The sequence below is a fragment of the Providencia sp. PROV182 genome, assembly GCF_028480325.1.
Lineage (GTDB): Bacteria > Pseudomonadota > Gammaproteobacteria > Enterobacterales > Enterobacteriaceae > Providencia > Providencia hangzhouensis.
On sequence record NZ_JAMPOL010000013.1, the window covers coordinates 58,234 to 81,394 of the forward strand.

Genomic DNA, 23,161 nt, shown 5'->3' on the forward strand with positions numbered 1-23,161 from the left:
TTTTTTCCTTGCTAACGTTTTATCAAACGAAAATTTGCAAAATTACGAAAAAACCTGAATATCGTTTAATTAACAAGATAGAGAGTCAATTACAGGAGTACAACGGGATAAGTTCTGATTTGTAATATAAGAAAAGTAATATTGAGATAAACAGCAGGGAATAAGTGATTGGTGTAGCAATATATCATCACATTACTACACCAGAATGACATCCAACTAACATCAATAATTAAATATTATTTTTTGTCAGCAGCAATACGGTCACGGATGTTTTGTGCGCGCTCGCTTGATGGTGGGTGAGAATCAAACATACTTGTTTCACTGCTACCCATTTTCGCTAATTTTTCAAAACCAGTAACTAAACCTTCAGTTTTAACACCGCGTTTTTTCAGTAAATCGTAAGAAAAGTTATCTGCTTCACTTTCTTGGTGCTGAGAGAACTGTGAGTTAATCAGTTTTTCACCCAGTGCAGCAACTTGTGATGCGCTCAGTTGTTCTGCTACGCCACCCGCTGATGATGCAGCAGTACGTGCAGCAACCGTTGCATAAGCAACTTGCATAGCTTTACGTGTATGACCTAATGCAACGTGGCCCATTTCATGACCTAAAACACCTTCGACTTCATTGTCATTCATCACATCCATCAGGCCACTGTATACACGTACACAACCATTCGCCATCGCCCATGCATTTACATCGCTAGTCATATAAACTTTATAGTTTACTGGGGTACCATCAACTTCGTTACCCAATGCTTTTGCGATTTTATCTAAACGTTTTGCATATTTGCTAGACGCTGGTGCAATTTTGTTTTGCGCATCCATTTCTTTACATGATTCATCACTGAATTTTTTAACGTCTGCATCACTCAGTGTTGCCGCTTGGAATAATTGCATACCTGAGTTAGTCAACATCCCTTGGTCTAAATTTTTACAACCCGTTAAAATGACAGCAGAAACAGCAACTGCCACAAGCGCTTTCATCTTCATAGAACATTTTCCTTTAGTATATAGGTATTATTTTTTAACAACGCTAAAGACTATGAATTTTGCGAAAAATAACAATAGGAATAAAGCCATAATTATCTAATATATGAATTTGATAACGTTTTGACTAAAATTGCAAAATGGGCAGAATATTATTCCAATAATAAGTACTATATAAGCTTCATACAAATAGTACTTAAATTTAGAGTAAAAAAATTCTAACTATTTAATAAATAACTCAATAATGCAAAAATCATTTTCTGTATTTTGCTCAATAGTAAATTGTAGATTCTCTCGATTTTCTTTGATTAGTAGAGTCTCGAATGGTTTTAAATAAAAGCAATCTGAATTAATAGTCACCCCCAAATTAGGGGTAATATTAAAAATTAAGATCTCACTTGCTCCACTGACCCAAGAGTTAATAAGCGCAGTATTCACCCATTGTAAGCGGGCTTGATATTTTTCAGGATTATAGATGACATTAAAATCACGAATTGCACCTTGGATAAGCTCCGCATAAACCTCACTTTCTCCATTAAAAGCAAAAAACTCTTTTTGCTTTAACGTCACCGCAGGGTTCTTATCCACATGTAAAGTAAGTCCTTCCCCTTCCAATACTCCAATAATACGTTGTCGATTTTGGAAAAACGAAAATGCTCCCGCCGCTTTAACATCTGCAATAGACACTCGCCAATCAAAATCATCTAAACCTTCACCATGACTGCGTGCCAATTCAAGTGTCGACCCTTGGCCATTTTTCCAAGGCATATTGCGATAATCTTGCGTCGTTAATATCTGAGTCATAAAGTGAACCCTACTTTGGTGGATACGTTATTTTTATAGTGAGCTTAGCTAATGGCTAGCCTAATCATAGATAAGCTATTTTTTAGATACTCTTAAACTGTAGCTTTAATCCGAGAGAATTAACGATTTTTATAATCGTCATAAATGTTGGATTTCCCTGTCCTGATAGCGCCTTATATAAACCTTCACGACTCATTCCAACTTCTTTAGCTAATTGGCTCATATTTCTTGCCTTCGCAATATCACCAAGTGCAGCGAGAACTAGACTAGGGTCACCTTCTTCTAGAATTTCGTTTAGATACATTTGTATTTCTTCTTCACTGTTTAAATACTCAGCGATATCAAATTCTTTTAATTTAGTATTCATAGTTCCCCCTCAACTTCACCAAAAAGGAGTTTAGCCTTATGGATATCCTTCTGCTGCGTTGCCTTTGTCCCACCACAAAGTAAAATTACAATAACATTGTTTTTCTGCTTTAGATAAACACGATACCTTTGTCCTTCATGTACCCTCAGTTCCGAAAAGCCATCACCAATGGGTTGAACATCACCATAATTTCCATTTTTTAACCGCCTAATTCTCATTAGAATTTTAGTTTTAGCTCGAATATCTCTAAGATTTTTGATCCAACTATCAAAACATTCCGTTGTTAGAACCGTGATCATAAGACTGCTCCTTGTCTTTATGTTTTTATCTTAGCAATCTTCGTTTAGTTGTCAACTATAGTTAACAACCATGAATAAAGGACTAGTTTAGAAACAAAAAAAAAGCCCCTAACAGGGGCTATAAAAGACAGGGATGGTGTCTATGGCAAGGAAAAACTTCACTTACTGCTACTTCACTACTTACTATGGAACTCAATATATGAAACTAACTAACTTGCATTACTACAGGCATTACTACAGGTACTAACAACTAAATTTACTGAAACTGCATCGCTTGAAATTCCGCCATTTTGTGTTGGTGAATATTTTCAAGCTCAGTTTTCTGCTCTGGCGTTAACAACTGGTACAATTCATGGTGAATTCGAGCCATTTCAACACGTTGTTCCAGTTCTTTTTGCATTCGCTTTTCAAGCTCTTCACGAACCGCTTTGTCATCAAAGCTATCCGCTATAATTAATTTGTGCAGCGCTTCACGTTCTTTAACTAAAGCAGTGTTATCAACATGATAATGACGCTGTGTTGCCATTAAATCACGTAATTGCTGGCGCTGTTTTTCATTTAACGTGATACCATTAAACATAAAGGTACTGGCACGTTCTTCACTGCTAAATAACTCATGATGTTGAAAGGGCACAACCGTATTGCCTGACGGCGTAGTTGGCTCAGACTGCATCTGTAACATCAAAGGTGTTGAACTTTCATTTGCAGCACTTTGTGGCTCTTCTGCAAAAGCAACCGCTGGCCCGAACACAAACGCAGAAGCTAAAACTAACATTGCGGTTTTATGTACTGTATTATGTACTTTGCTATGTGTTGTTCTCAGCATTTGACACCTTGTCTCCGAACTGTGCTCGTGATTCAATGTGAACAAATATACACCTGTGGCTGCAAACTAGCGTCAGAGCATGTAAAAGAACGTAAAGTCATGGAATCGTACAGATTGTTATCGTATTTTGGCAGTTGGAGGACTTAAAAAATGCATAAAATCCTATTAGTTGATGACGACCGTGAACTCACGTCGCTATTAAAAGAACTGCTGGAAATGGAAGGTTTCAATGTTGTCATCGCCTATGATGGTGAACAGGCATTACAGCAAATTGACTCATCCATTGACCTGTTACTACTTGATGTCATGATGCCGAAAAAAAATGGTATTGAGACATTAAAAGAACTGCGCCAAATCCATCAGACCCCCGTAATCATGTTAACGGCTCGCGGTAGTGAGCTAGATAAAGTTCTGGGCCTAGAATTAGGTGCAGACGACTATCTACCTAAACCGTTCAATGACCGTGAACTGGTCGCGCGTATTCGTGCTTTATTACGCCGCTCTAACTGGAGCGAGCAAACCCAAGGCGACAATAGCAATACCCCTGTTTTACAAGTTGATAAACTGCAACTTAACCCAGGCCGCCAAGAAGCCAGCTTTGATGATGAAATTTTGGACTTAACAGGTACCGAATTTACGTTGTTATATCTGCTCGCACAGCACCTAGGCCAAGTTGTTTCTCGTGAACACCTTAGCCAAGAAGTACTTGGGAAGCGCTTAACACCGTTTGACCGTGCTATTGATATGCATATTTCAAACTTACGCCGCAAACTTCCGGAACGCACTGATGGCCAGCCGTGGTTTAAAACCTTACGTGGCCGTGGATACTTAATGGTTTCTGCCACATGATCAACAGCTTAACCGCAAGGATCTTTGCGATCTTCTGGTTTACCCTCGCACTAGTATTAATGCTAGTGCTGATGGTGCCCAAGCTCGACTCTCGGCAAATCACCGTCCTTATGGAAAGTGAACAACGCCAAGGGGAGATGCTTGAGCAGCATATTGAAGCCGAACTCGCACAAGCTCCGATGAATGACCTACTTTGGTGGCGGCGTATTTCTAACGCCATCAAAAAATGGGCACCTCCCGGCCAACGGTTGATTATCGTCACCAGTGAAGGCCGTGTGATTGGTGCTATGCCAAGTGAAATGCAGGTGATACGTAACTTTATTGGCCAGTCCGATAACGCAGATCATCCGAAAAAGAAAAAATATGGACGAGCTGAAATCCTCGGGCCATTCTCCATTCGCGATGGGGAAGACCACTACCAGCTATATTTAGTTCGCCCAGCAAGCAGCCCGCAATCTGACTTTATTAACTTATTGTTTGATAGGCCTTTCTTATTACTGATTGCCACAATGCTGATCAGTGCTCCGTTATTATTATGGCTATCTTGGAGTCTTGCCCGCCCTGCTCGTAAGTTAAAAATGGCGGCCGACGATGTGGCGAAAGGAAATTTACGGCCACACCCAGAGCTAGAAGCCGGCCCACAAGAGTTCTTGTCTGCTGGGAATAGCTTTAACCAGATGATCAGCGCCCTTGATGGTATGGTTAGCGCACAGCAACGCTTAATTTCTGATATTTCTCATGAATTACGAACTCCATTGACACGCTTACAGCTAGCAACAGCCTTATTGCGCCGTCGCCATGGGGAAAGTAAAGAGTTAGAACGCATCGAAACCGAGACCCATCGCCTAGATAGCATGATTAACGATTTGCTGGTGCTATCTCGTAGCCAGCACAAAAACGAGATCTTGCGTGAAAATATCAAAGCCGATGAACTTTGGGGCGATATCTTAGATGACGCTAGCTTTGAAGCCGAACAAATGAACAAAACCCTCGAGGTCACTTCTAACCCCGGACCTTGGCCGCTATATTGCAACCCTTCTGCTGTCGGGAGTGCTTTTGAAAATATTGTGCGTAACGCACTACGCTATTCGCACACGCATATTGCCGTTGATTTCAAAGAAGAAAATAACGGTATTTTAATCACTGTCGATGATGATGGCCCTGGTGTTAGCCCTGCTGACCGTGAGCACATTTTCCGTCCGTTCTACCGCACGGATGAAGCTCGGGACAGGGAGACGGGTGGGACTGGTTTAGGTCTTGCAATTGTTGAAACCGCGATAACACAACATAAAGGTTGGGTGAAGGCGGATGATAGCCCATTAGGTGGTTTAAGGTTACAAATCTGGCTACCTGAACACGGCCGGTAAATTAATTTTATTCATACAAATAAACCCCCTTATTTTATTCACAATATGGGGGTTTATTTTTTCAGTCAACTTATACCTATTAATAGGGAATAGTCCTATATTGCATCTAAAAACAACAACTCCCAAATACCTAACCAATATAAAACTCTATTTTGCTGTTTTTCACACGCAAAAAAAAGAATAATAGAAAAGAATTTTTGAAATTAGCAACGTACTAGCCTATTAAAAAGTATATCGCTTTACATCTTAAGATGTTACTAATTCCTATACCTAACATATTAATCTGATATTCTGTTATTACTTAGTTAAAGTGTGATAGCTGAATTAATAGAAAGCACAGAAGCCCAACTCAATGCAAATTAAGATACTTATAATGTGGCGGATAATAATCATATTTTAACTCTATTTATAGGTTTTCATTTATTAACCTGTTCAATATTAGGCGAACTCAACTTCAAATGGATTTATCAATGAAAAATTTCAAGCTCACTAAGCTAGCAATACTTGCTGTGCTCGGAACCATCAGTGCACAAAGCATTGCAGGGGGATTAGTTCTACCAGATAACAACTTACGCAGTGACCTTGCTTGGCTTTCTGAACGTAACGTTATTCAAATTAGCTTATCCACTTGGCCACTGTCCCAAGAAGAAATCACGCGTTCTTTAAATAATGCAAATATTACTAATAGCGAACAAGAAGCCATTATTCAGCGCATTAAAAAGAACCTTGACCGTAAGAAAAACAGTGTTCAACTAGAAACTCACCTTGCATCTAGCCACAACTCAATGCCACAAGGCTTTGCTCAAAGTGAATATAGTGATATTCGCTATACCGTTTCAGGTAACTACAGCACTGACGATGTAGACTTAAACCTCACCGCGAATGGCGAACGTGCTTTACGTGTTGAAAATGGTTCTGATTACAACCTCAATGGTTCATATGGTGGTGTAAAAATTTGGAACCAGTGGGTAACTTTTGGTGAGATCCCACAATGGTGGGGCCCTGGCCACGACGGCAGCTTAATTCGCACCGATGCGGCTCGCCCTGTTACTGGCTTTTTGCTGCAACGCGCCGACCAAAGCCCATTTGAAACCCCATGGCTTTCTTGGATTGGCTCGTGGCAATATCAGCTCACCGCTGGCCAAATCAAACAATACTCATCCCAGCCAAACACTAAACTGATTGGTTTACGCATGACCATGAACCCAACTGATTTCTTTGAACTCGGCGGTTCCCGCGTGGTGATGTGGGGAGGCGATGGCCGTCCTAATAACTGGAATTCTTTCTGGAATGCCATGGGCGGTAGGGATAATACTGGTGATGTAAATGACGATCCGGGTAACCAACTGGCTGGTTTAGACTTTAAACTGAAACTTTACCCATTAATCGATCTACCTGTCAGCTTATATGGCCAAATGGTCGGTGAAGATGAAGCCAACCTTTTTCCATCGAAAAATGCCTTTATGGGCGGTATCGAGGGCTATCACACGCTATGGGGCCAACCATTAAATTGGTATATTGAAGGCGCCAACACTCACACTGAGTGGAATAAAGATAAAGTCATGTATCGCCACTTTATCTACACTGATGGCTATTACCAACAAGGTGCATCATTAGGCCATGGTATGGGCGGTGATGGCCGTATGTTAACCACCAAAGTGGAATATACCCTTGATGATGATAACCGTGTTAGCACACGTTTGATGTATGCGAAAGTGAATAAGTCTAACTTTGACGGCAACAAGTTATTCCCTAAATCTGAAACCATTAAAGGTGTTGATATGGGTTGGTGGCATAACTTTGACAATGACGTCAGTACTGACGCAAAAGTGTGGGTTTCAAAAACCGATTATGAAACACGTAATGATGTAGGTGCCGCGGTAACAGTAAACGTGCCATTTAAGTGGTAATCATCTTATAGTCACAAGCCATGCTTATTATTGAAATGGATTATGGGTAAACTATAATCCATTAGGTTGCTGACAAAGCAGGATAAAAGCGTGGTTTTTTTCTGCTTTGTGTTATCAGCCGAAAATCAATTCTTTGATTTTCCTTTGTTTTTTTCAAAACCTATCCAACCTGCAGCCAAGCCTAATCGGTTTGGCTGCAGTCTGACGGATTATAGGTAAACTATAATCTGTTTTTTTGCTAATTTGTTTCTGTTTTACAACAAAACATATCTAGCTGAAAAATAACCACAAAAATTGGGTAAATTAATATTATCAATCACGCATATTATTAATCTATTACAACGCCAAATTCGCGTAAAAATAGGTATGTTTTATTTTTGAGCTAATTATATCCACATTAAATGCAATGATATAAAAGACTTAACTTAAGCAAAATATTTAATCACGGCACAAGCGTATAATAAGAATTATAACCTGATAATTTAAAATAACTTATTCATTTGATACTCCTATTAGGACTATTCTCTAAGACAATCGCAGTGATAGTCACTACCTAGGTTTGGTGGTATTATTAAGCGCTTTTGCTTGACCCGATTCGCCATGAGGCATACCCTTTGGGCGGCAAAAAACAATAAGCCATGCTTATCAATTGAACGCGATAGCAAAAAATGTAACGTTTTCAATTAATAAGTATGCATTTACAATTTCAATGGTGCTCTGGGACCCGACAACCCAGTGCGGTAGCTATGACATTTTTACTCTAATACACTACAAATTAAAACACCCAGCGACTCAAACAGATGACATATGATGAAAAAATAGAAAAACTACCACAATTTTTAATTGTGTGTATTGCATTGTTTATTTCAGTTGATATTTACCTTTATATTCCATGCTTTTTAATTCTTTTGCTCATAATGCCACATAAGAGCATATTAATATCCAAACAAGTAACCTTACTTACCTTAGGTATAATTTTTTATTTACTGTTATTCCTCACCAATAAGGATAACCTTGCATTAACACAGCCCGAGTTTACAATCTTTAGATACATATTTTTAATATTAATCGCTTATTACCTATCTAGTTTTGAAAAGAATAAATATATATTTTCATTCTTATTTTCCTTATGTGTATTTGTATTACTGAGTTCATATATTACCATTATATATAGTTACATTCTTTTTAAGACACAAGGTATTAACTTAGGCTATGGGTTCCTGTTTAACCCAATTCACTCAATTTATGTGAAATCACCTAAAATTGCGCTATATATGTTAGTTAGTACTGCGACACTAGTTTTACTACCAATAAAAACAAAAAAAACAGCTGTTATTATTATAATTATAGGTTTAATCCTATCCATATATATTCAAAGCAGAACTACATTTATACTACTTTGCTTTTTATTAGTGTTAAAGTCGTATTATATATTTAAATCAAATATTAACTCAATGCTAATGATAACATTTATAATTGCTGTTGTGATTACTCTATTATTAATTTTAAACACACAATTAATCCACATCATCCCTGATATAGAAGACTCTCGCGTAACAACTTCGATATTAGAAAGTAAACGTTTTTTACTTTGGGCTGATGGCAGCGAAAAAATGCTATTAAATCCACTGGGTAATTTCAGTACAAATCATGACTTAGATGATACCGATTATTTTCACAACATCATACTAGATTCAGCAAAAATTTATGGTTGGCCCTCATTCATACTGTTATTATCCTTTTTTTCCTTTACCCTACTCAAAGTAATTGAGATAAAAAGACTCGATATATTATTTCTTTTTGTCATATATATTTTAATTATGTCTCAGGATGTGGTTATAGAAGGTAATTTCCAAATATTTCTGATTACATATATAACGACAATAATTCTTCATAAAATTACTATTGCTAATAGAGTAGCTAATCATTAAAAAGGTAAAACTATTGAATCTCCCTAAAGTAAGTATAGTCATTCCGTTTTACACTAAAGAGTGGTTTAACTTAGATATTACATTAGAAAGTATTTTTAATCAGACATATAAGAATATTGAAATTATTATTGTAGATGATAACTCCCCTATGAGTACTGATTGTTGTATAAAAAAATACATCAATGAACCTAAAATTAAAATCATCAAAAATAATAGTAATGTTGGCGGTGGCATTGCTAGAAATATCGGCATAAATAACTCTTCTGGTGAATACATTGCCTTCATGGATCACGATGACAAATGGTATAGTTCGAAAATTGAAAAACAGTTAGATAAGTATCTAGAAGAGATACAAAAAAAACCAGATCAGAACATTGTTATCTACTCTAAATGTCGAGTAATTGATAGTTCTATATCATATATAGTTCCTCGTTATGCTAAAGATGAAAACTCAAGTGTTTCTGAATATTTATTCTTACATAAAGGTTTAATACAAACTAGCGGAATATTTCTTCCAAAAAAACTAGCATTAACCTGCCCATTTCATGATCTAAAGCGTCATCAGGATTATCAGTTCTGTTTTTCACTAGAAGAAGTCAACTCTAAATTTATCATGATTGATGAACCACTTTATGACTTTATACAAATCCCCAAACTAAATGACAATCAATTCTCTTTAACTTGGTTAGAAAAATATAATAAATTTTTCACTAAAAAATCTAGTATTGGCTTTAAAAAGGTAATCATTTTACGAACCATGCTTAGAGAAAACAAATATTTATCTGGTTTCCTATATGCAATTAAAAATGATTTTTTTATTGATGGAACTAAAACAATATTTATTTCCATCTTAAAAAAAACTTTACCTTCTAGTATCCAACAATATATTCAAGTAACGATAAGAAAACGCAAATAATATTAAAACTTAAGGTTTACAAAATGAAGATTATCGCTTTTGTAGGAGAAACATTTGAGAAAAATAATGATTCCTATTTTGCAAAACCAACATCAGCCGCATTCCTCCAAAATGCTATAGGTAAAGATAATGTTTATGTTGCTTCATCGTTTAACAGCAAAAGTACATTATCTACAAATTATAGCACTCAGGTAGATAAACTGCATTTTTATGAATTTCCTCATTACAGCTCAACAAAAAACTTCGTCATTCAAACTGTAACAAAAAAAGGCTTCCTTAAAGAATATAAGGATACGGCTGATAAGATAATTCAAAAACATTCTGGTTCATATTTTTGGGTTAGGACTCCATCAATAGGCAGTATAGTATTTGGTTTACGGGTATTAAAATCAAATGAAAAGCTGCTACATCACATGTGTGCTGATGCATCTCACACATGGAAAGACAAAAAATATACTTTTATTAATAAGGTTGGAGGCTATATTTTATCCCGGATTATTCGCCTATTATTAGCGAATATATGTCGAAATAAAAATACAATAAACCTTTGTACAGGTGATATTTTAGAGAAATTTAGTAAAAAACACTCACCATTAAAAACCTATCAATTTGTTGACTTAATGTCAAAAAAATCAAATCTTATTAATGAAAATCAAACATCACGTACAAATGAGTCTAAACTTTTTCGATTAGCTTTTGTTGGGAGGCTCGTTGAAGATAAAGGCATTTTTGACCTATTGAATGCAGTAAAAAATCAACCAAAAAATGTTATGCTCAACATAGTAGGTGGAGGTGAATCTTACGAAGAAGTTATTGCCTTTATTAATAAAAATAAGTTAAATGACAGAGTGTTTATTCATGGCCAATTATCCTTTCATGAATTAGCAAAAATATATAAAGAAACAGACCTTACTATTGTTCCTTCAAATAACTACTATGAAGGTTTTCCGAGAGTCATTATGGAATCTTGGTCTTATGGAATCCCTGTAATAGTCAGCAATGTAGGCGGAATTAATGCTTTTGTTAAAGATAGAGTAAATGGATTGATCATGCAACCAGGAGACACTAAAGAATTAGAGGAACTAATCAGTTTAGCAATAAATAATAAAGACATTTATCGCTCAATAAAAAATGGTGCCACCGATATGGTAGAATATTCAAGTTTTGAATATTGGTCAGATAAAATGCTATCCATAATAAAAGAGAATAATAATGAAGCATAAATTACTGTTACTATACTCATGGTTAATTAGAACTTTATTTTTCTTATTCCCTGATATACCATTTATCATGCGAACAAGGGGTTTTTTCTACTCATTAGCAATGAAAAAGAGCGGAAAAAACCTGCAAATAGCCTCCTCATCAGTTTTAAAAGGGCTAGAAAATCTCAGTGTAGGTAATAATTGTTTTTTCGCTATAAATACAATTATTAGCGCATCTACCTATATAACTATAGAAGATGAAGTCATGGTTGGATATGCCAGTATCATAGAATCTGGTAATCATACTCTAGAAAATTCGTCGTATCGTTTTGGCCCCCCTAAAAGGGAACCAATCATTATTCATTTTGGAAGTTGGATTGGAGCCAACTGTACAATTTTAGCAGGAGCTATTATTCCCCCTTCAAGCTGTATTGCTGCAGGAACTTCATTAGGTAATAAACTATCTAAACCAGGTATATATTACAGAAAATCCTCACTTCAACATAAAGAATAAACAATCATGAATATTTTATATAAAATTATAGAAATAATTCCTTTAAGACTCAGACTCCAAATTTTTTATTTTTTAAAATTCAAAAAAAAACTTAATTTAAACTCCCCGTCTCTGTATTCGGAGAAAATTCAGAAAAGGAAGCTAAAATTAGATCCAAAATATTCATTATTATCGGACAAACTCGCTGTCAAAAATAATATTAAAGCCAAAATAGGTAATGAATACATCATTCCAACCATTGCATCTGCAAACTCAATTGACGAGATTGATTTCAGCTTATTACCCAATAGCTTCGTAATAAAAACAAATTTTGGAAGTGGCCATAATCATATTGAAATCATTAAGAATAAAAACAATATGAACATAAATAATGTCTTAGAAAAATTTCGAAAAGCCATGAGTGATAAGTATATTGGCTCTCTACTTGGGGAAAGCCAATACAATGCAATTCCAAAAAAAATTCTTATTGAAAAATTTATTGATAATAGTGGAAATGATATTGATGATTTTAAGTTTCATATCTTTAACTCAAAAGAAGGTTTTTTACAAATTGATTTTGACCGATTTTCAAACCATAAAAGAAATCTCTATGATTTGAATTTCAACAGGCTGGATTATGATTTATGTTATACTGGGGGTACATATAATTTACCTAGCAAAGAGTTGCTCGAAAACATGAAAAACATTGCTTTCAAGCTATCTCAAGATTTTGACTACGTAAGGGTAGATTTATATCTAGTCAATAACAAAATATATTTTGGTGAAATGACATTTACTCCAGGAAGTGGATTTGAAAAATTCACGCCATCTATGGCTGATAATTTCTATGGCGAACTATGGGTTCAAAAATAAAAAGAAGATATTTATATGAATAAGCTATTATTTATTGGTGATATTTGCTCTCACGGCTATAAAGAAAATGATTGTATCGATTTTCAAAAAACCAAATTATATACCTTTCTAAATAATTTTGATGGTAAAATAATAGGAAATCTAGAAGCCCCCATACTAGAAAGTAATTTAATAAACAACACTAATAAATTTTCCCTTTTGAATCCACCATCTAATAAAGTATTTTTTGATTTTTGTCATATCGTAACTTTAGCCAACAATCATATATTTGATCAGGGCATTGAAGGATACACAACAACTATTGACTTTCTTTCCACTTTGAAAATAAATTATTTAGGGGCAGGAAAAAATATAGATGATGCCAGAAAGCCAGTTATTGTAGAACTAAATGAGTGTAAAGTTGCCTTACTTTCATATAATTGCTATTCAACAAACTCATTCCTAAATGCAGACTCCAGTAATTATGGAACCGCACCTTTACTGTATGAGTTTATTGAAAAAGATATAGAAAGTGCCAAAAATAATTATAATGCAGACATTGTGATTATTTTACCGCATTGGGGTATTGAAAACCAGTTTTTTCCCACTGCTGAGCAAATTTGTTTCGCTCGAAGAATCATTGACTCTGGCGCAGATGCTATTATAGGTAGCCACACGCATACGATACAAGTGAGTGAAATATATAAAGGGAAAAATATATATTATTCTTTGGGCAATTTCATCTTTAACAACTTCTGTATTAATTCATCTCAAACCTATTATCAATCAAAATTTAACAAAGAAGGATTGATTATTGAGCTAACCATTGAAAATAACACAGTTAAAGCTAAAGAGCACTTTTTGAAGTTTAATGAAAATATGCTTCCTGAGTTGAGTTCTACCGATGAATTATCAACCCCTATAGAAAAAAACAATAAAAAACTTGAATTATTTACTAAAGACTTAAGCTGTAACAATTGTCATCCTGAGCTTAGCCTTTCATTAAAATATAATGGAAATGCAATGCAAATATTATATAGCTCAACCAGTATAGAAAATAGCATTATACTTAATATTGAAACCGTAAAATCAAAAATAAAAAGATTAGTTATTCATAAAATTAGAAAGCTATTAAGGTAGTATCATCGCTATATTTTATTTTCACAATATAAAGTACCTTTCTAAATTTTTATATTAACATCCATCATAGTGAGATTAAAACTTGAAAATAGCAATCGCAGGGACTGGCTACGTCGGTCTATCTAACGCCATGTTACTGTCACAACACCACGAAGTGGTTGCTGTGGATATCATTCCTGAAAAAGTGGCAATGTTAAACAACCACCAATCACCGATTGCCGACACGGAGATTGAACAGTTTTTAACAGAAAAAACACTGAATTTCCGTGCGACAGAAGATAAAGTGGAAGCTTATACGGACGCACAGTACGTCATTGTTGCAACGCCGACAGACTACGACCCAAAAACTAACTATTTCAATACAAAATCGGTGGAATCGGTCATTCACGATGTGAATGAAATTAACCCAGCCGCCACGATTATCGTCAAATCGACTATCCCTGTCGGGTTTACCGCACGTTTACGGGAAGAATTTGGTTATGCTAATGTAATTTTCTCCCCAGAATTTCTACGTGAAGGTCGCGCATTATGGGATAACCTGCACCCGTCCCGTATCGTGGTGGGCGAGCGCTCTGAACGTGCACAAATTTTTGCCGATTTGCTGCTTGAAGGCGCCATCAAAAAAGACGTTCCCGTGTTATTTACCGATGGAACCGAAGCGGAAGCCATTAAACTGTTTGCGAACACTTACTTAGCGATGCGCGTAGCCTACTTTAATGAGCTAGATACTTACGCAGAAAGCCGTGGTTTAAATGCACGTCAAATTATTGAGGGCGTTTCGTTAGACCCACGTATTGGCAACCATTATAACAACCCATCATTCGGCTACGGTGGTTATTGTTTACCTAAAGATACCAAGCAATTGCTGGCCAACTACGATGACGTACCGAATAACTTAATTAACGCGATCGTGGAATCCAACCGCACCCGTAAAGACTTCATTTCTGATGCATTAATTGCTAAAGCACCGCGTAAAGTGGGTGTTTATCGCTTAGTAATGAAAGCAGGGTCAGACAACTTCCGTGCCTCTGCCGTACAGGGGATCATGAAGCGCATCAAAGCCAAAGGCATTGAAGTCGTGGTGTATGAGCCAGTGATGAAAGAAACTGAGTTTTTCCGTTCAAAAGTAGTGAATGACTTAGCGGAATTTAAAGCCCAGTGTGACATCATTTTAGCCAACCGTATGGTACCTGAAATCGAAGATGTGGCGGATAAAGTCTATACCCGTGATTTATTTGGTAATGATTAACTCGGTAACAAAGGTATGTCTGAAATTATAACTCAAGAATTAGTTTCTATTATTATGCCTTGCTATAACGCAGAGCAATATATTAAAGAATCAATTAATTCTGTATTAACCCAAACTTATCCCCATTTTGAATTAATTATTATTGATGATTTATCCACCGATAATTCTATTAATATTATTAATTCATTTAATGACAATAGAATAAAACTCATTCAATTAGCACAAAATGGCGGTGCTGGTGTTGCTAGGAATACTGGTATAGAGGCCGCCCAAGGTAGGTTTATTGCTTTTTTAGATAGTGATGACCTCTGGCGTTCAAATAAATTAGAAATACAACTGAAGTACATGCTAAAAGGGAATTACCCCCCTTTCGTATACCCAATATCAAAAGTTTACTAAGGAAGGAAAAGGTAAATTTGTCATTCCTCCAAGCACAGTTACATATAAGGAACTTCTTTATTGTAATGTAATTGGTTGTTTAACGGCAGTCTACGATACGAAGACCTTAGGCAAACAATTTATGCCACTAATTAGAAAAAGACAAGATATGGGTTTATGGTTAAAAATATTAGCAAAAGGCCATACTGCATACTGCTGCCCACAAGTCCTTGCTGACTATCGAACTGACTCTGGCATGACCCAAAATAAAATTGATGCGGCTAAGTATCAATGGAAATTTTATCGCCAAGAGCTGAATTTCAATCTCTTCAAATCAACTAAATATTTTATAGGTTATGCCATTAAAGGCGTAATTAGGAAATAGACACAGGACTAACTATGCTAGCAATCATCGGTGGTTCCGGTTTTATCGGCACCCGCTTATCTAATCAATTAGAATCCCAAAATATTGACTTTAAAATAGTTGATATCAAAAAAAGTGAAGCACACCCTGAAAAATGGGAATTTGGTGATGTCACAAAACCTGAAACATTAATTGAGCCATTAAAAGGTTCAAGCGTCATTATTAACCTATCTGCAGAGCATAAAGACAACGTTCATCCGATTAGCCTTTATTATGACGTCAATGTTGATGGGGCAAAAAATGTCTGTGATGTGGCTGAACAACTTGGCATTAAACATATTGTATTTACCTCTTCTGTCGCTGTTTATGGCTTTGTTGAAAAAGAAACTGGCGAAGACGGTGAATACCATCCGTTTAATGACTATGGCAAATCAAAACTTGAAGCCGAATATGTCTATGATGCATGGCAAGCCAAGTCAGCGGATAATATTTTAGTCACCATACGCCCAACGGTTGTTTTTGGTGAAAATAACCGTGGTAACGTTTATAATCTATTCCGCCAAATTGCTTCAGGTCGTTTCTTAATGATCGGTGCTGGGAATAACCAAAAATCCATGGCTTATGTTGAGAATGTTGCAGCATTTATTCATTTTGCGACTACGTTTACAACAGGCAAACACGTTTTCAATTATATTGATAAGCCTGATTTCACTATGAATGAGCTGACAACTATCATTTGTGGTGCATTAGATAAACCAAAATCAAATATCCGAGTTCCTTACCCTATTGGGATATTAGGTGGTTACTGTTTTGACATTCTTTCTAAAGTGACAGGTAAAGAGTTTCCAGTCAGCAGTATTAGAGTGAAAAAATTCTGTGCAAGAACACAATTTAAATCAAACTACATTGCTGATACCTCATTTACACCACCAGTTACACTGGAAAAAGGTATCGCCAATACAGTTCAATACGAATTCAAATAAAATCGGCTGATGCCTTAACCATTTTGCTATAGGGATAGAGTGTTTTATGAAGCGTCTTTCTGTTGCTGTACTCATGCTAACTGCATTAACAGGCTGTACAGTCACCCCTGGTGCCTATATGTCAACCTCTGGCAAAAATGTGGTTGATACGGGTGACCGTGACATTACAAAACTGGTTGATATCTACCCAATCTCCCCAAAACTATTGGATGATATGTATACCGCACCAACCATTGCCAAACCAAACTCTCAGTTAGAAAAGCAACTGACTAACTATGAGTACCGTGTAGGTGCTGGTGATGTATTAACCATCACAGTTTGGGACCACCCTGAACTGACCATTCCTGCGGGTTCTTACCGTAGTGCGCAAGATTCCGGTAACTGGGTGCATTCAGATGGCACAATCTACTACCCGTATATCGGTAAAGTTAAGGTTATCGGTAAAACTGTCACGGAAATCCGCACGCTGATCAGCAACCGCTTAGCGACATATATTGAATCCCCACAAGTGGATGTCAGTATTGCCGCATTCCGCTCACAGAAAATGTATGTGTCCGGTGAAGTGGCAAAACCGGGTACACTGCCAATTACTAACGTGCCGTTGACGATTTTAGAAGCCTTTAATAATGCAGGTGGGTTAACGGAAAAAGCCGATTGGGATAATGTGGTGCTTACCCGTAACGGCAAAGAAATCAAAGTCTCATTACAAGATTTAGTTCAGTATGGGGATTTAACTCAAAACTACCTCATGCTGCCAGGTGACGTGCTGTATGTGCCGCGTAATGACTCACAAAAAGTGTTTGTCATGGGTGAAGTCGGTCAACCAACCACACTGACTATCGACCGTGCAGGCATGAGCATCACTGAGGCACTAAGTAAAGCAAGCGGCCTTAACCAAACAACTGCCAATGCAACTGGTGTATTTGTTATTCGCCCAATCAAAAACCAGCCAGCTGCAGATAAAGAGCTTGAAGCCCTCCTGCCGAAAAAAATGGCCGCGGTCTATCAGTTAGATTTATCCGATGCCACATCACTTGTGATGGGCACTGAATTTAAACTGCAACCTTATGATTTGGTGTATGTCACTGCGGCACCAGTGGTACGTTGGAACCGCCTGATTACCCAACTGTTACCAACTATCGCTTCATATAATCAATTGACCGAAGGTACCAAGCGTATTCACGATTGGTAATCGACATGTTTAATCATATCCTAGTTGTTTGCATGGGTAATATTTGCCGCTCTCCTACGGGAGAGCGTTTATTGCAACAATATTTCCCCACCAAAAAAGTCGACTCAGCAGGGATTATCGCCAAAAATGATCTCCCTGCCTATGACAGTGCCATCCGTATTGCCGAGCAGCATCAGCTTTCCTTGGAAAACCATCAATCACGCCGCTTAACCAGCGAAATATGCCATAAAGCAGACTTAATCCTAGTGATGGAAAACGATCATATTGCTAAAATCCACCAACAGTTTCCGCAAACGCGTGGCAAGGTGATGTTATTTGGGCAATGGATCAATAAAACCGAAATCCCTGACCCCCATAAACGCAGTGATGAAATGTTTGAACATGTTTATCAGTTAATGGAAAAAGCCGCGATCGCTTGGCAAGGAAAAATTTAATTTTATTTATTGGATGACTTAACATTTAACCTATTATGAACACAACAAAAAATAGCTCCCCAGCCTCAGATGAAATCGATCTGCTCGCCCTATTTAAAGTTTTGAAATCCAACACCATTAAAATTGGGTTTTTTACTGTTATCTTTGCAGCCATTGCAGTGGCCTATAGCCTACTTGTAACACCCGTTTACCAAGCTAATGCTACACTGCAATATGATAAAATGAGCCAAGTATCATTATTAGACCAAATGAGTAATGCCATGCCATTTGCGAATAGTAATACACAAGCTGATTCTGAAATTGAAGTAATTCAATCCCGTATGGTATTAGGTAAAACCGTTGCGGATTTAAACCTTGATGCACTTGTTACACCAACAGGCTTTACCAGTAAGTTGCTTGGTGAAACAGCACCTTTAGACATCACTGTATACCAGTTGCCTGACCACTTAGTAGGAGAGCCCGTAACCCTAACCTTTACCAGTGAAAAGACCTACTCGCTGAATATTGATGGTCAAATTTTTGACGGTAACGTTGGTGAAGTCCTTAAACAGGGTGAAATTAACTTACTGGTTGCGAACTCGTCAGCGAAAGCAGGTGATGAATTTACCTTAGTAAAAAATGCCCGTTACTCTGCCATTGAAGATTTGCGTAATACCTTAACCATTGCAGAAGTAGGGAAAGGAACAGGCATTATCAGTTTAGCCATTAAAGGTGAAGATAAAGCAGAGAACGTCAAAATCCTCAACAGTATTATCCAAAACTACGTTGACCAAAATACCGAGCGTAAGAAAGAAGTCACCAACAATACGTTAGTCTTCTTAAAAGATTATTTACCGACAATTAAAACAAAACTGGATAACTACGAAAACCAGCTTAATGCGTTCCGTAAAAAGAATGAGTCTATCGATTTATCTTTAGAAGCTAAAGCCGCATTAGATACCGCATTGCAAGTGGAAGAAAAACTCAATGAATTGACTTTTAAAGAAGTGGAAATTCAGCAGCTATACACCCGAAACCACCCTGCATACCAGTCTTTGTTAGATAAACGCCAGCAATTGTTACGCGAAAAAGAAAAAATCAGTAAAAATATTCAAAAGCTGCCCAATACCCAGCAAGAAATCGTGCGTTTAACCCGTGATGTTGAGTCTGAGCAGGCCATTTACACGCAATTAGTGGCTAAGCAGCAAGAACTCAGCGTACTTAATTCAGGTATTACTGCCGATGTACGAATTATTGACTCTGCTGAATCTCAACCTAAGCCTATTGCACCGAAAAAATTCCTGATTGTCGCCCTTGCTACTATCCTTGGTTTAATTGTTGGCTGTGCCTATGTAATTGCCCGCGAGTTCTTTAATAACAAAATTAAAAGCACCGAAGATATTGATGCACTGGGTGTGAATGTCTATGCCACAATCCCATTCTCTACTTATGAGAAAAAACTGATTGAGGCAGGTAATAAAAATCCATTAGCCATTGAAAACCCGGCTGATACTGCAGTTGAGGCCATTCGCTCCCTGCGTACCAGCGTTTACTTCTCGGTCATGAACCAAGGGAATAACTTGGTGATGGTGACTAGTGCATCCCCGGGGGTAGGGAAAAGCTTTGTCACCTCCAATATGGCGGTGGTACTGGCTAATGCTGGCAAAAAGGTGTTATTAATCGATACCGACTTACGTAAAGGCCGCTTGCATAAAGCCTTTGGTTTAAACAATAAAGCAGGGCTATCTGAGTATTTATCACAGCAAAGTTTAGAATCCCCAACGATTCATACCAATGTGATTGAGAACCTCGATGTCATTTGCCGTGGTAAAAACGTTACTCACTCTTCTGAATTACTGATGGGTGAGCGCTTTAAACAGTTGCTAGATAAAGTGAAAAACCAATACGATATCGTGGTGATTGATACCGCACCAATCTTAGCCATCACTGACTCGGCGATTATTGGTAAGTATGTGGGTACATCATTGCTCATTGCCTTCTACGGCGTGAATACCGTAAAAGACGTGGACTTATCACTCAAACGCTTTAAGCAAAATGATATCGAAATCACAGGTGTGATACTCAACGGTATCGATGCCCGATCTGACGACTATAACTATCACTATGAGTATTAGAATTTAATGTTATAAAAAGACCAACGTGTAATTACGTTGGTTTTTTTATTAGGTGAAACTATTGAATACTAGAATTTTAAAAAATGCAGCATGGATGATTTCAGAAAAGTCCATAGCAATTATTGGATTGTTTTTTGTCACATCATATGTCGCAAAATATGTTGGCCCAGAGGTATTTGGTATAATAGCCTTAGCAACTGCCACATTTCAGATAATACAAATCATTGCCCAACTAGGTAATGATAATATAATATTTAAGCGAGTATCTAAGAAAAAAGAATCAGGAATAAAATTAATTAGGTCAACTTTCTTAATAAGAACTATAATTTACTTTTTAATATCCATACCAACATTATATTATTTTCAATCCTATAAAAACAACATAACCTTTATATTTTCCATTGCTATTTGTATCGCTTGCTATTTCTCTTCAATTGACATTTACTCCATCTATAATAATGCCATATTAAAGTCAAAATTAAATACCATTGCAAATATAACTGGTTTGAGTATAGGCCTCACTCTTCAATTTATCATTGCACATAATAAACTTAATCCAATATACTTAACTATCCCAATAATAGTTGTTACACTCATACCACTACTAATTCGATTTTACTTATTCCCTAAAATAGGTAAAATAAAAAGAAAAGACAAATCAAAATATAATAAATATATTTTCCTATCTGGGATTAGTATTGTTTTTTCAACTTTATCAGTCGCTATTTACACCCGAATAAATCAATTTATGATTTCATATTTAGAGGGAGAGTATAACCTAGGTATTTATTCTGTTGCTGTAACACTATCTACTGCATGGATATTCATACTAATCGCAATAATAAACTCAACACTTCCATCTATTTTTGGCGAAAAAAGTGAATCTAAAGCAGTAAGCATCGCTGCTAACTTAAATATCGTAGTTTTAGTTATCTCAATCATTGTACTTGCTTTTATTTACTTTTTTGGTCACTACTTTATTCAGTTATTATTTGGTGAATCATATATTATGGCAAGTAAACTTTTAGTGATTTTATGTTTTTCCACTATATTTTCAAGTTTAGGAACTATTTCAGCAAGATTTATTGTTCGCCATTCAGGGTACTCATTTTTATCTAAAAAAATGTTTATCATGGTTTTACTTAGCATTCCTATCTCATATACCATGATTAAAATTTTTGGACTAAAAGGCGCGGCCTATAGTGTATTAATTATTGAAATATTATCATTGACTATAATGAACTATTTTTTCAAAAAAGGTCTTATATTTAATTTACACAAAGAAACCTTGAGGCTTCCTAAAAGGTTCTTTGACATCATGTCTTACATACGTCGCAAATAGCCACAACAACTTATACTATGAATACTATGCTTAATAATAACCAAGTCTTAGTCACTGGTGGCCTTGGCTACATTGGTAGCCATACCTGTGTGCAGATGATCCAGCAAGGAATGCAGCCGATTATTTTAGATAACCTGCATAATGCTAACCTTGAAGTGCTTAACCGTATTGAAGCGATTACGGGAACAAAACCCGTGTTTTACCAAGGGGATGTGCGCGATAGCCAAATTTTAGACACTATTTTTGCCAATCATCAAATTCATTCAGTGATCCACTTTGCAGGCCTTAAAGCCGTGGGTGAGTCGGTTGAAAAACCAATTGAATACTATGATGTTAACGTCAATGGCACACTGGTATTAGTGGAAAGCATGAAAAAAGCGGGTGTAAAAAGCCTGATTTTTAGCTCTTCTGCTACAGTATACGGTGAGCCTGAGCATATTCCATTAACGGAAGAAGCATCGGTGGGTAATACCAATAGCCCGTATGGTACCAGCAAGTATATGGTTGAGCGCATTTTGACTGACTTAAATATTGCAGATAGCGAATGGTCTATCTCATTACTGCGCTATTTTAACCCTGTAGGTGCTCATAACTCAGGTTTGATGGGGGAAGACCCGAATGGTATTCCAAATAATCTGACACCATTTATTGCGCAGGTCGCGGTAGGTCGCCGTAAAGAGCTCGCGGTGTTTGGTGGAGACTACCCAACTAAAGATGGTACGGGTGTGCGTGATTATATCCATGTGATGGATTTAGCAGATGGCCATATTGCTGCTTTAAATAAAGTTAGTCAGCAAGCTGGCCTACATATCTATAACCTAGGAACAGGGACTGGGACAAGTGTCTTGGAAGTCGTTGCTGCTTTTGAAAAAACAGTCGGTAAACCCATCCCTTATACTATTTCAGCACGTCGTCCTGGTGATATTGCAGAATACTGGTCAACGCCAGCGAAAGCACAACGTGATCTAGGTTGGACAGCAAAATACTCCATCCAAGATATGGCTGATGACGTTTGGCGTTGGCAGTCGATGAACCCTAATGGTTATAACAGCTAACCTCAACGAGTTATTTCTATAGACGGGCCTTAATGGCTCGTTTTTTGTTTTTAGGGTACAAATAATTTTTTACGGCTGCTATAAAAGTTCCACATGAAAACAAACCCA

Annotated in this window: 22 protein-coding genes; 17 read left to right on the plus strand and 5 right to left on the minus strand. The window is 36.8% G+C overall.

What is annotated here, in order from left to right:
* Positions 1–236: 236 nt before the first annotated feature.
* From PR834_RS11965 to PR834_RS11985, 5 genes are all read right to left on the minus strand, one after another.
* Positions 237–989: a M48 family metallopeptidase gene (locus PR834_RS11965; protein ID WP_004265231.1), complete on the minus strand. Its 753-nt coding sequence runs from the start codon at positions 987–989 to the stop codon at positions 237–239.
* 219 nt (positions 990–1,208) lie between these two features.
* The gene (locus PR834_RS11970) at positions 1,209–1,790 is read right to left on the minus strand and encodes a HutD/Ves family protein (protein WP_136135344.1); all 582 of its coding nucleotides are present in this window, start codon (positions 1,788–1,790) and stop codon (positions 1,209–1,211) included.
* Between the two features lie 82 nt (positions 1,791–1,872).
* A complete protein-coding gene (locus PR834_RS11975) occupies positions 1,873–2,157 on the minus strand; it encodes an addiction module antidote protein (protein ID WP_004265229.1) in 285 nt (94 codons plus the stop codon).
* The gene (locus PR834_RS11980) at positions 2,154–2,456 is read right to left on the minus strand and encodes a type II toxin-antitoxin system RelE/ParE family toxin (RefSeq protein ID WP_136135343.1); all 303 of its coding nucleotides are present in this window, start codon (positions 2,454–2,456) and stop codon (positions 2,154–2,156) included. The genes PR834_RS11975 and PR834_RS11980 overlap by 4 nt, the downstream gene beginning before the upstream one ends.
* 256 nt (positions 2,457–2,712) lie before the next feature.
* Positions 2,713–3,282, minus strand: coding sequence for a Spy/CpxP family protein refolding chaperone (locus PR834_RS11985; RefSeq protein WP_196731881.1), 570 nt, complete (start codon positions 3,280–3,282; stop codon positions 2,713–2,715).
* A gap of 150 nt (positions 3,283–3,432) precedes the next feature.
* Here PR834_RS11985 and cpxR point away from each other — a divergent pair, with 150 nt between their 5' ends.
* The 17 genes from cpxR (at position 3,433) to galE (ending at position 23,053) form a co-directional block, all read left to right on the plus strand.
* The gene (gene cpxR, locus PR834_RS11990) at positions 3,433–4,131 is read left to right on the plus strand and encodes an envelope stress response regulator transcription factor CpxR (RefSeq protein WP_004265224.1); all 699 of its coding nucleotides are present in this window, start codon (positions 3,433–3,435) and stop codon (positions 4,129–4,131) included.
* Entirely contained in the window at positions 4,128–5,498 is a 1,371-nt protein-coding gene (gene cpxA, locus PR834_RS11995; protein WP_004265222.1) for an envelope stress sensor histidine kinase CpxA, read from the plus strand. The genes cpxR and cpxA overlap by 4 nt, the downstream gene beginning before the upstream one ends.
* Before the next feature lie 470 nt (positions 5,499–5,968).
* A complete protein-coding gene (locus PR834_RS12000) occupies positions 5,969–7,408 on the plus strand; it encodes a capsule assembly Wzi family protein (protein WP_196724867.1) in 1,440 nt (479 codons plus the stop codon).
* Between the two features lie 1,944 nt (positions 7,409–9,352).
* On the plus strand, positions 9,353–10,255 hold the full coding sequence (locus PR834_RS12005; protein ID WP_196724866.1) for a glycosyltransferase family 2 protein: 903 nt from the start codon (positions 9,353–9,355) through the stop codon (positions 10,253–10,255).
* 23 nt (positions 10,256–10,278) lie between these two features.
* Positions 10,279–11,478, plus strand: a complete 1,200-nt coding sequence (locus tag PR834_RS12010) for a glycosyltransferase (RefSeq protein ID WP_196724865.1) — start codon at positions 10,279–10,281, stop codon at positions 11,476–11,478.
* Entirely contained in the window at positions 11,468–11,971 is a 504-nt protein-coding gene (locus tag PR834_RS12015) for an acyltransferase (RefSeq protein WP_196724864.1), read from the plus strand. Before PR834_RS12010 ends, PR834_RS12015 begins: the two co-directional genes overlap by 11 nt.
* A 6-nt stretch (positions 11,972–11,977) precedes the next feature.
* The gene (locus PR834_RS12020) at positions 11,978–12,823 is read left to right on the plus strand and encodes an ATP-grasp fold amidoligase family protein (protein WP_196724863.1); all 846 of its coding nucleotides are present in this window, start codon (positions 11,978–11,980) and stop codon (positions 12,821–12,823) included.
* A 15-nt stretch (positions 12,824–12,838) separates the two neighbouring features.
* Complete coding sequence (locus PR834_RS12025) at positions 12,839–13,942, plus strand: CapA family protein (protein ID WP_196724862.1); 1,104 nt, start codon at positions 12,839–12,841, stop codon at positions 13,940–13,942.
* Between the two features lie 82 nt (positions 13,943–14,024).
* A complete protein-coding gene (locus PR834_RS12030) occupies positions 14,025–15,191 on the plus strand; it encodes a nucleotide sugar dehydrogenase (RefSeq protein WP_196724861.1) in 1,167 nt (388 codons plus the stop codon).
* Between the two features lie 15 nt (positions 15,192–15,206).
* Positions 15,207–15,590: a glycosyltransferase family 2 protein gene (locus tag PR834_RS20395; protein WP_272538158.1), complete on the plus strand. Its 384-nt coding sequence runs from the start codon at positions 15,207–15,209 to the stop codon at positions 15,588–15,590.
* 121 nt (positions 15,591–15,711) lie between these two features.
* Positions 15,712–15,954: a hypothetical protein gene (locus PR834_RS20400; RefSeq protein WP_336298234.1), complete on the plus strand. Its 243-nt coding sequence runs from the start codon at positions 15,712–15,714 to the stop codon at positions 15,952–15,954.
* A gap of 14 nt (positions 15,955–15,968) precedes the next feature.
* Complete coding sequence (locus PR834_RS12040; protein WP_196724859.1) at positions 15,969–16,916, plus strand: NAD-dependent epimerase/dehydratase family protein; 948 nt, start codon at positions 15,969–15,971, stop codon at positions 16,914–16,916.
* A 46-nt stretch (positions 16,917–16,962) separates the two neighbouring features.
* A complete protein-coding gene (locus tag PR834_RS12045; protein ID WP_196724858.1) occupies positions 16,963–18,108 on the plus strand; it encodes a polysaccharide export protein in 1,146 nt (381 codons plus the stop codon).
* Positions 18,109–18,113: 5 nt separating this feature from the next.
* Positions 18,114–18,542, plus strand: coding sequence for an arsenate reductase/protein-tyrosine-phosphatase family protein (locus PR834_RS12050; protein WP_196724857.1), 429 nt, complete (start codon positions 18,114–18,116; stop codon positions 18,540–18,542).
* A gap of 35 nt (positions 18,543–18,577) precedes the next feature.
* A complete protein-coding gene (locus tag PR834_RS12055; protein WP_196724856.1) occupies positions 18,578–20,656 on the plus strand; it encodes a polysaccharide biosynthesis tyrosine autokinase in 2,079 nt (692 codons plus the stop codon).
* 61 nt (positions 20,657–20,717) lie between these two features.
* Positions 20,718–21,998, plus strand: a complete 1,281-nt coding sequence (locus PR834_RS12060; protein WP_196724855.1) for an oligosaccharide flippase family protein — start codon at positions 20,718–20,720, stop codon at positions 21,996–21,998.
* Between the two features lie 26 nt (positions 21,999–22,024).
* Positions 22,025–23,053, plus strand: coding sequence for a UDP-glucose 4-epimerase GalE (gene galE / locus PR834_RS12065; protein ID WP_196731912.1), 1,029 nt, complete (start codon positions 22,025–22,027; stop codon positions 23,051–23,053).
* The last annotated feature ends 108 nt before the right edge of the window (positions 23,054–23,161 follow it).

Bases quoted from the DNA above. Each gene is read 5' to 3' on its own strand.
- PR834_RS11965 (WP_004265231.1), bottom strand. From the start codon at position 989: ATGAAGATGAAAGCGCTTGTGGCAGTTGCTGTTTCTGCTGTCATTTTA.
- PR834_RS11970 (WP_136135344.1), bottom strand. From the start codon at position 1,790: ATGACTCAGATATTAACGACGCAAGATTATCGCAATATGCCTTGGAAA.
- PR834_RS11975 (WP_004265229.1), bottom strand. From the start codon at position 2,157: ATGAATACTAAATTAAAAGAATTTGATATCGCTGAGTATTTAAACAGT.
- PR834_RS11980 (WP_136135343.1), bottom strand. From the start codon at position 2,456: ATGATCACGGTTCTAACAACGGAATGTTTTGATAGTTGGATCAAAAAT.
- PR834_RS11985 (WP_196731881.1), bottom strand. From the start codon at position 3,282: ATGCTGAGAACAACACATAGCAAAGTACATAATACAGTACATAAAACC.
- cpxR (WP_004265224.1), top strand. From the start codon at position 3,433: ATGCATAAAATCCTATTAGTTGATGACGACCGTGAACTCACGTCGCTA.
- cpxA (WP_004265222.1), top strand. From the start codon at position 4,128: ATGATCAACAGCTTAACCGCAAGGATCTTTGCGATCTTCTGGTTTACC.
- PR834_RS12000 (WP_196724867.1), top strand. From the start codon at position 5,969: ATGAAAAATTTCAAGCTCACTAAGCTAGCAATACTTGCTGTGCTCGGA.
- PR834_RS12010 (WP_196724865.1), top strand. From the start codon at position 10,279: ATGAAGATTATCGCTTTTGTAGGAGAAACATTTGAGAAAAATAATGAT.
- PR834_RS12015 (WP_196724864.1), top strand. From the start codon at position 11,468: ATGAAGCATAAATTACTGTTACTATACTCATGGTTAATTAGAACTTTA.
- PR834_RS12020 (WP_196724863.1), top strand. From the start codon at position 11,978: ATGAATATTTTATATAAAATTATAGAAATAATTCCTTTAAGACTCAGA.
- PR834_RS12025 (WP_196724862.1), top strand. From the start codon at position 12,839: ATGAATAAGCTATTATTTATTGGTGATATTTGCTCTCACGGCTATAAA.
- PR834_RS20395 (WP_272538158.1), top strand. From the start codon at position 15,207: ATGTCTGAAATTATAACTCAAGAATTAGTTTCTATTATTATGCCTTGC.
- PR834_RS20400 (WP_336298234.1), top strand. From the start codon at position 15,712: ATGCCACTAATTAGAAAAAGACAAGATATGGGTTTATGGTTAAAAATA.
- PR834_RS12040 (WP_196724859.1), top strand. From the start codon at position 15,969: ATGCTAGCAATCATCGGTGGTTCCGGTTTTATCGGCACCCGCTTATCT.
- PR834_RS12045 (WP_196724858.1), top strand. From the start codon at position 16,963: ATGAAGCGTCTTTCTGTTGCTGTACTCATGCTAACTGCATTAACAGGC.
- PR834_RS12050 (WP_196724857.1), top strand. From the start codon at position 18,114: ATGTTTAATCATATCCTAGTTGTTTGCATGGGTAATATTTGCCGCTCT.
- PR834_RS12055 (WP_196724856.1), top strand. From the start codon at position 18,578: ATGAACACAACAAAAAATAGCTCCCCAGCCTCAGATGAAATCGATCTG.
- galE (WP_196731912.1), top strand. From the start codon at position 22,025: ATGCTTAATAATAACCAAGTCTTAGTCACTGGTGGCCTTGGCTACATT.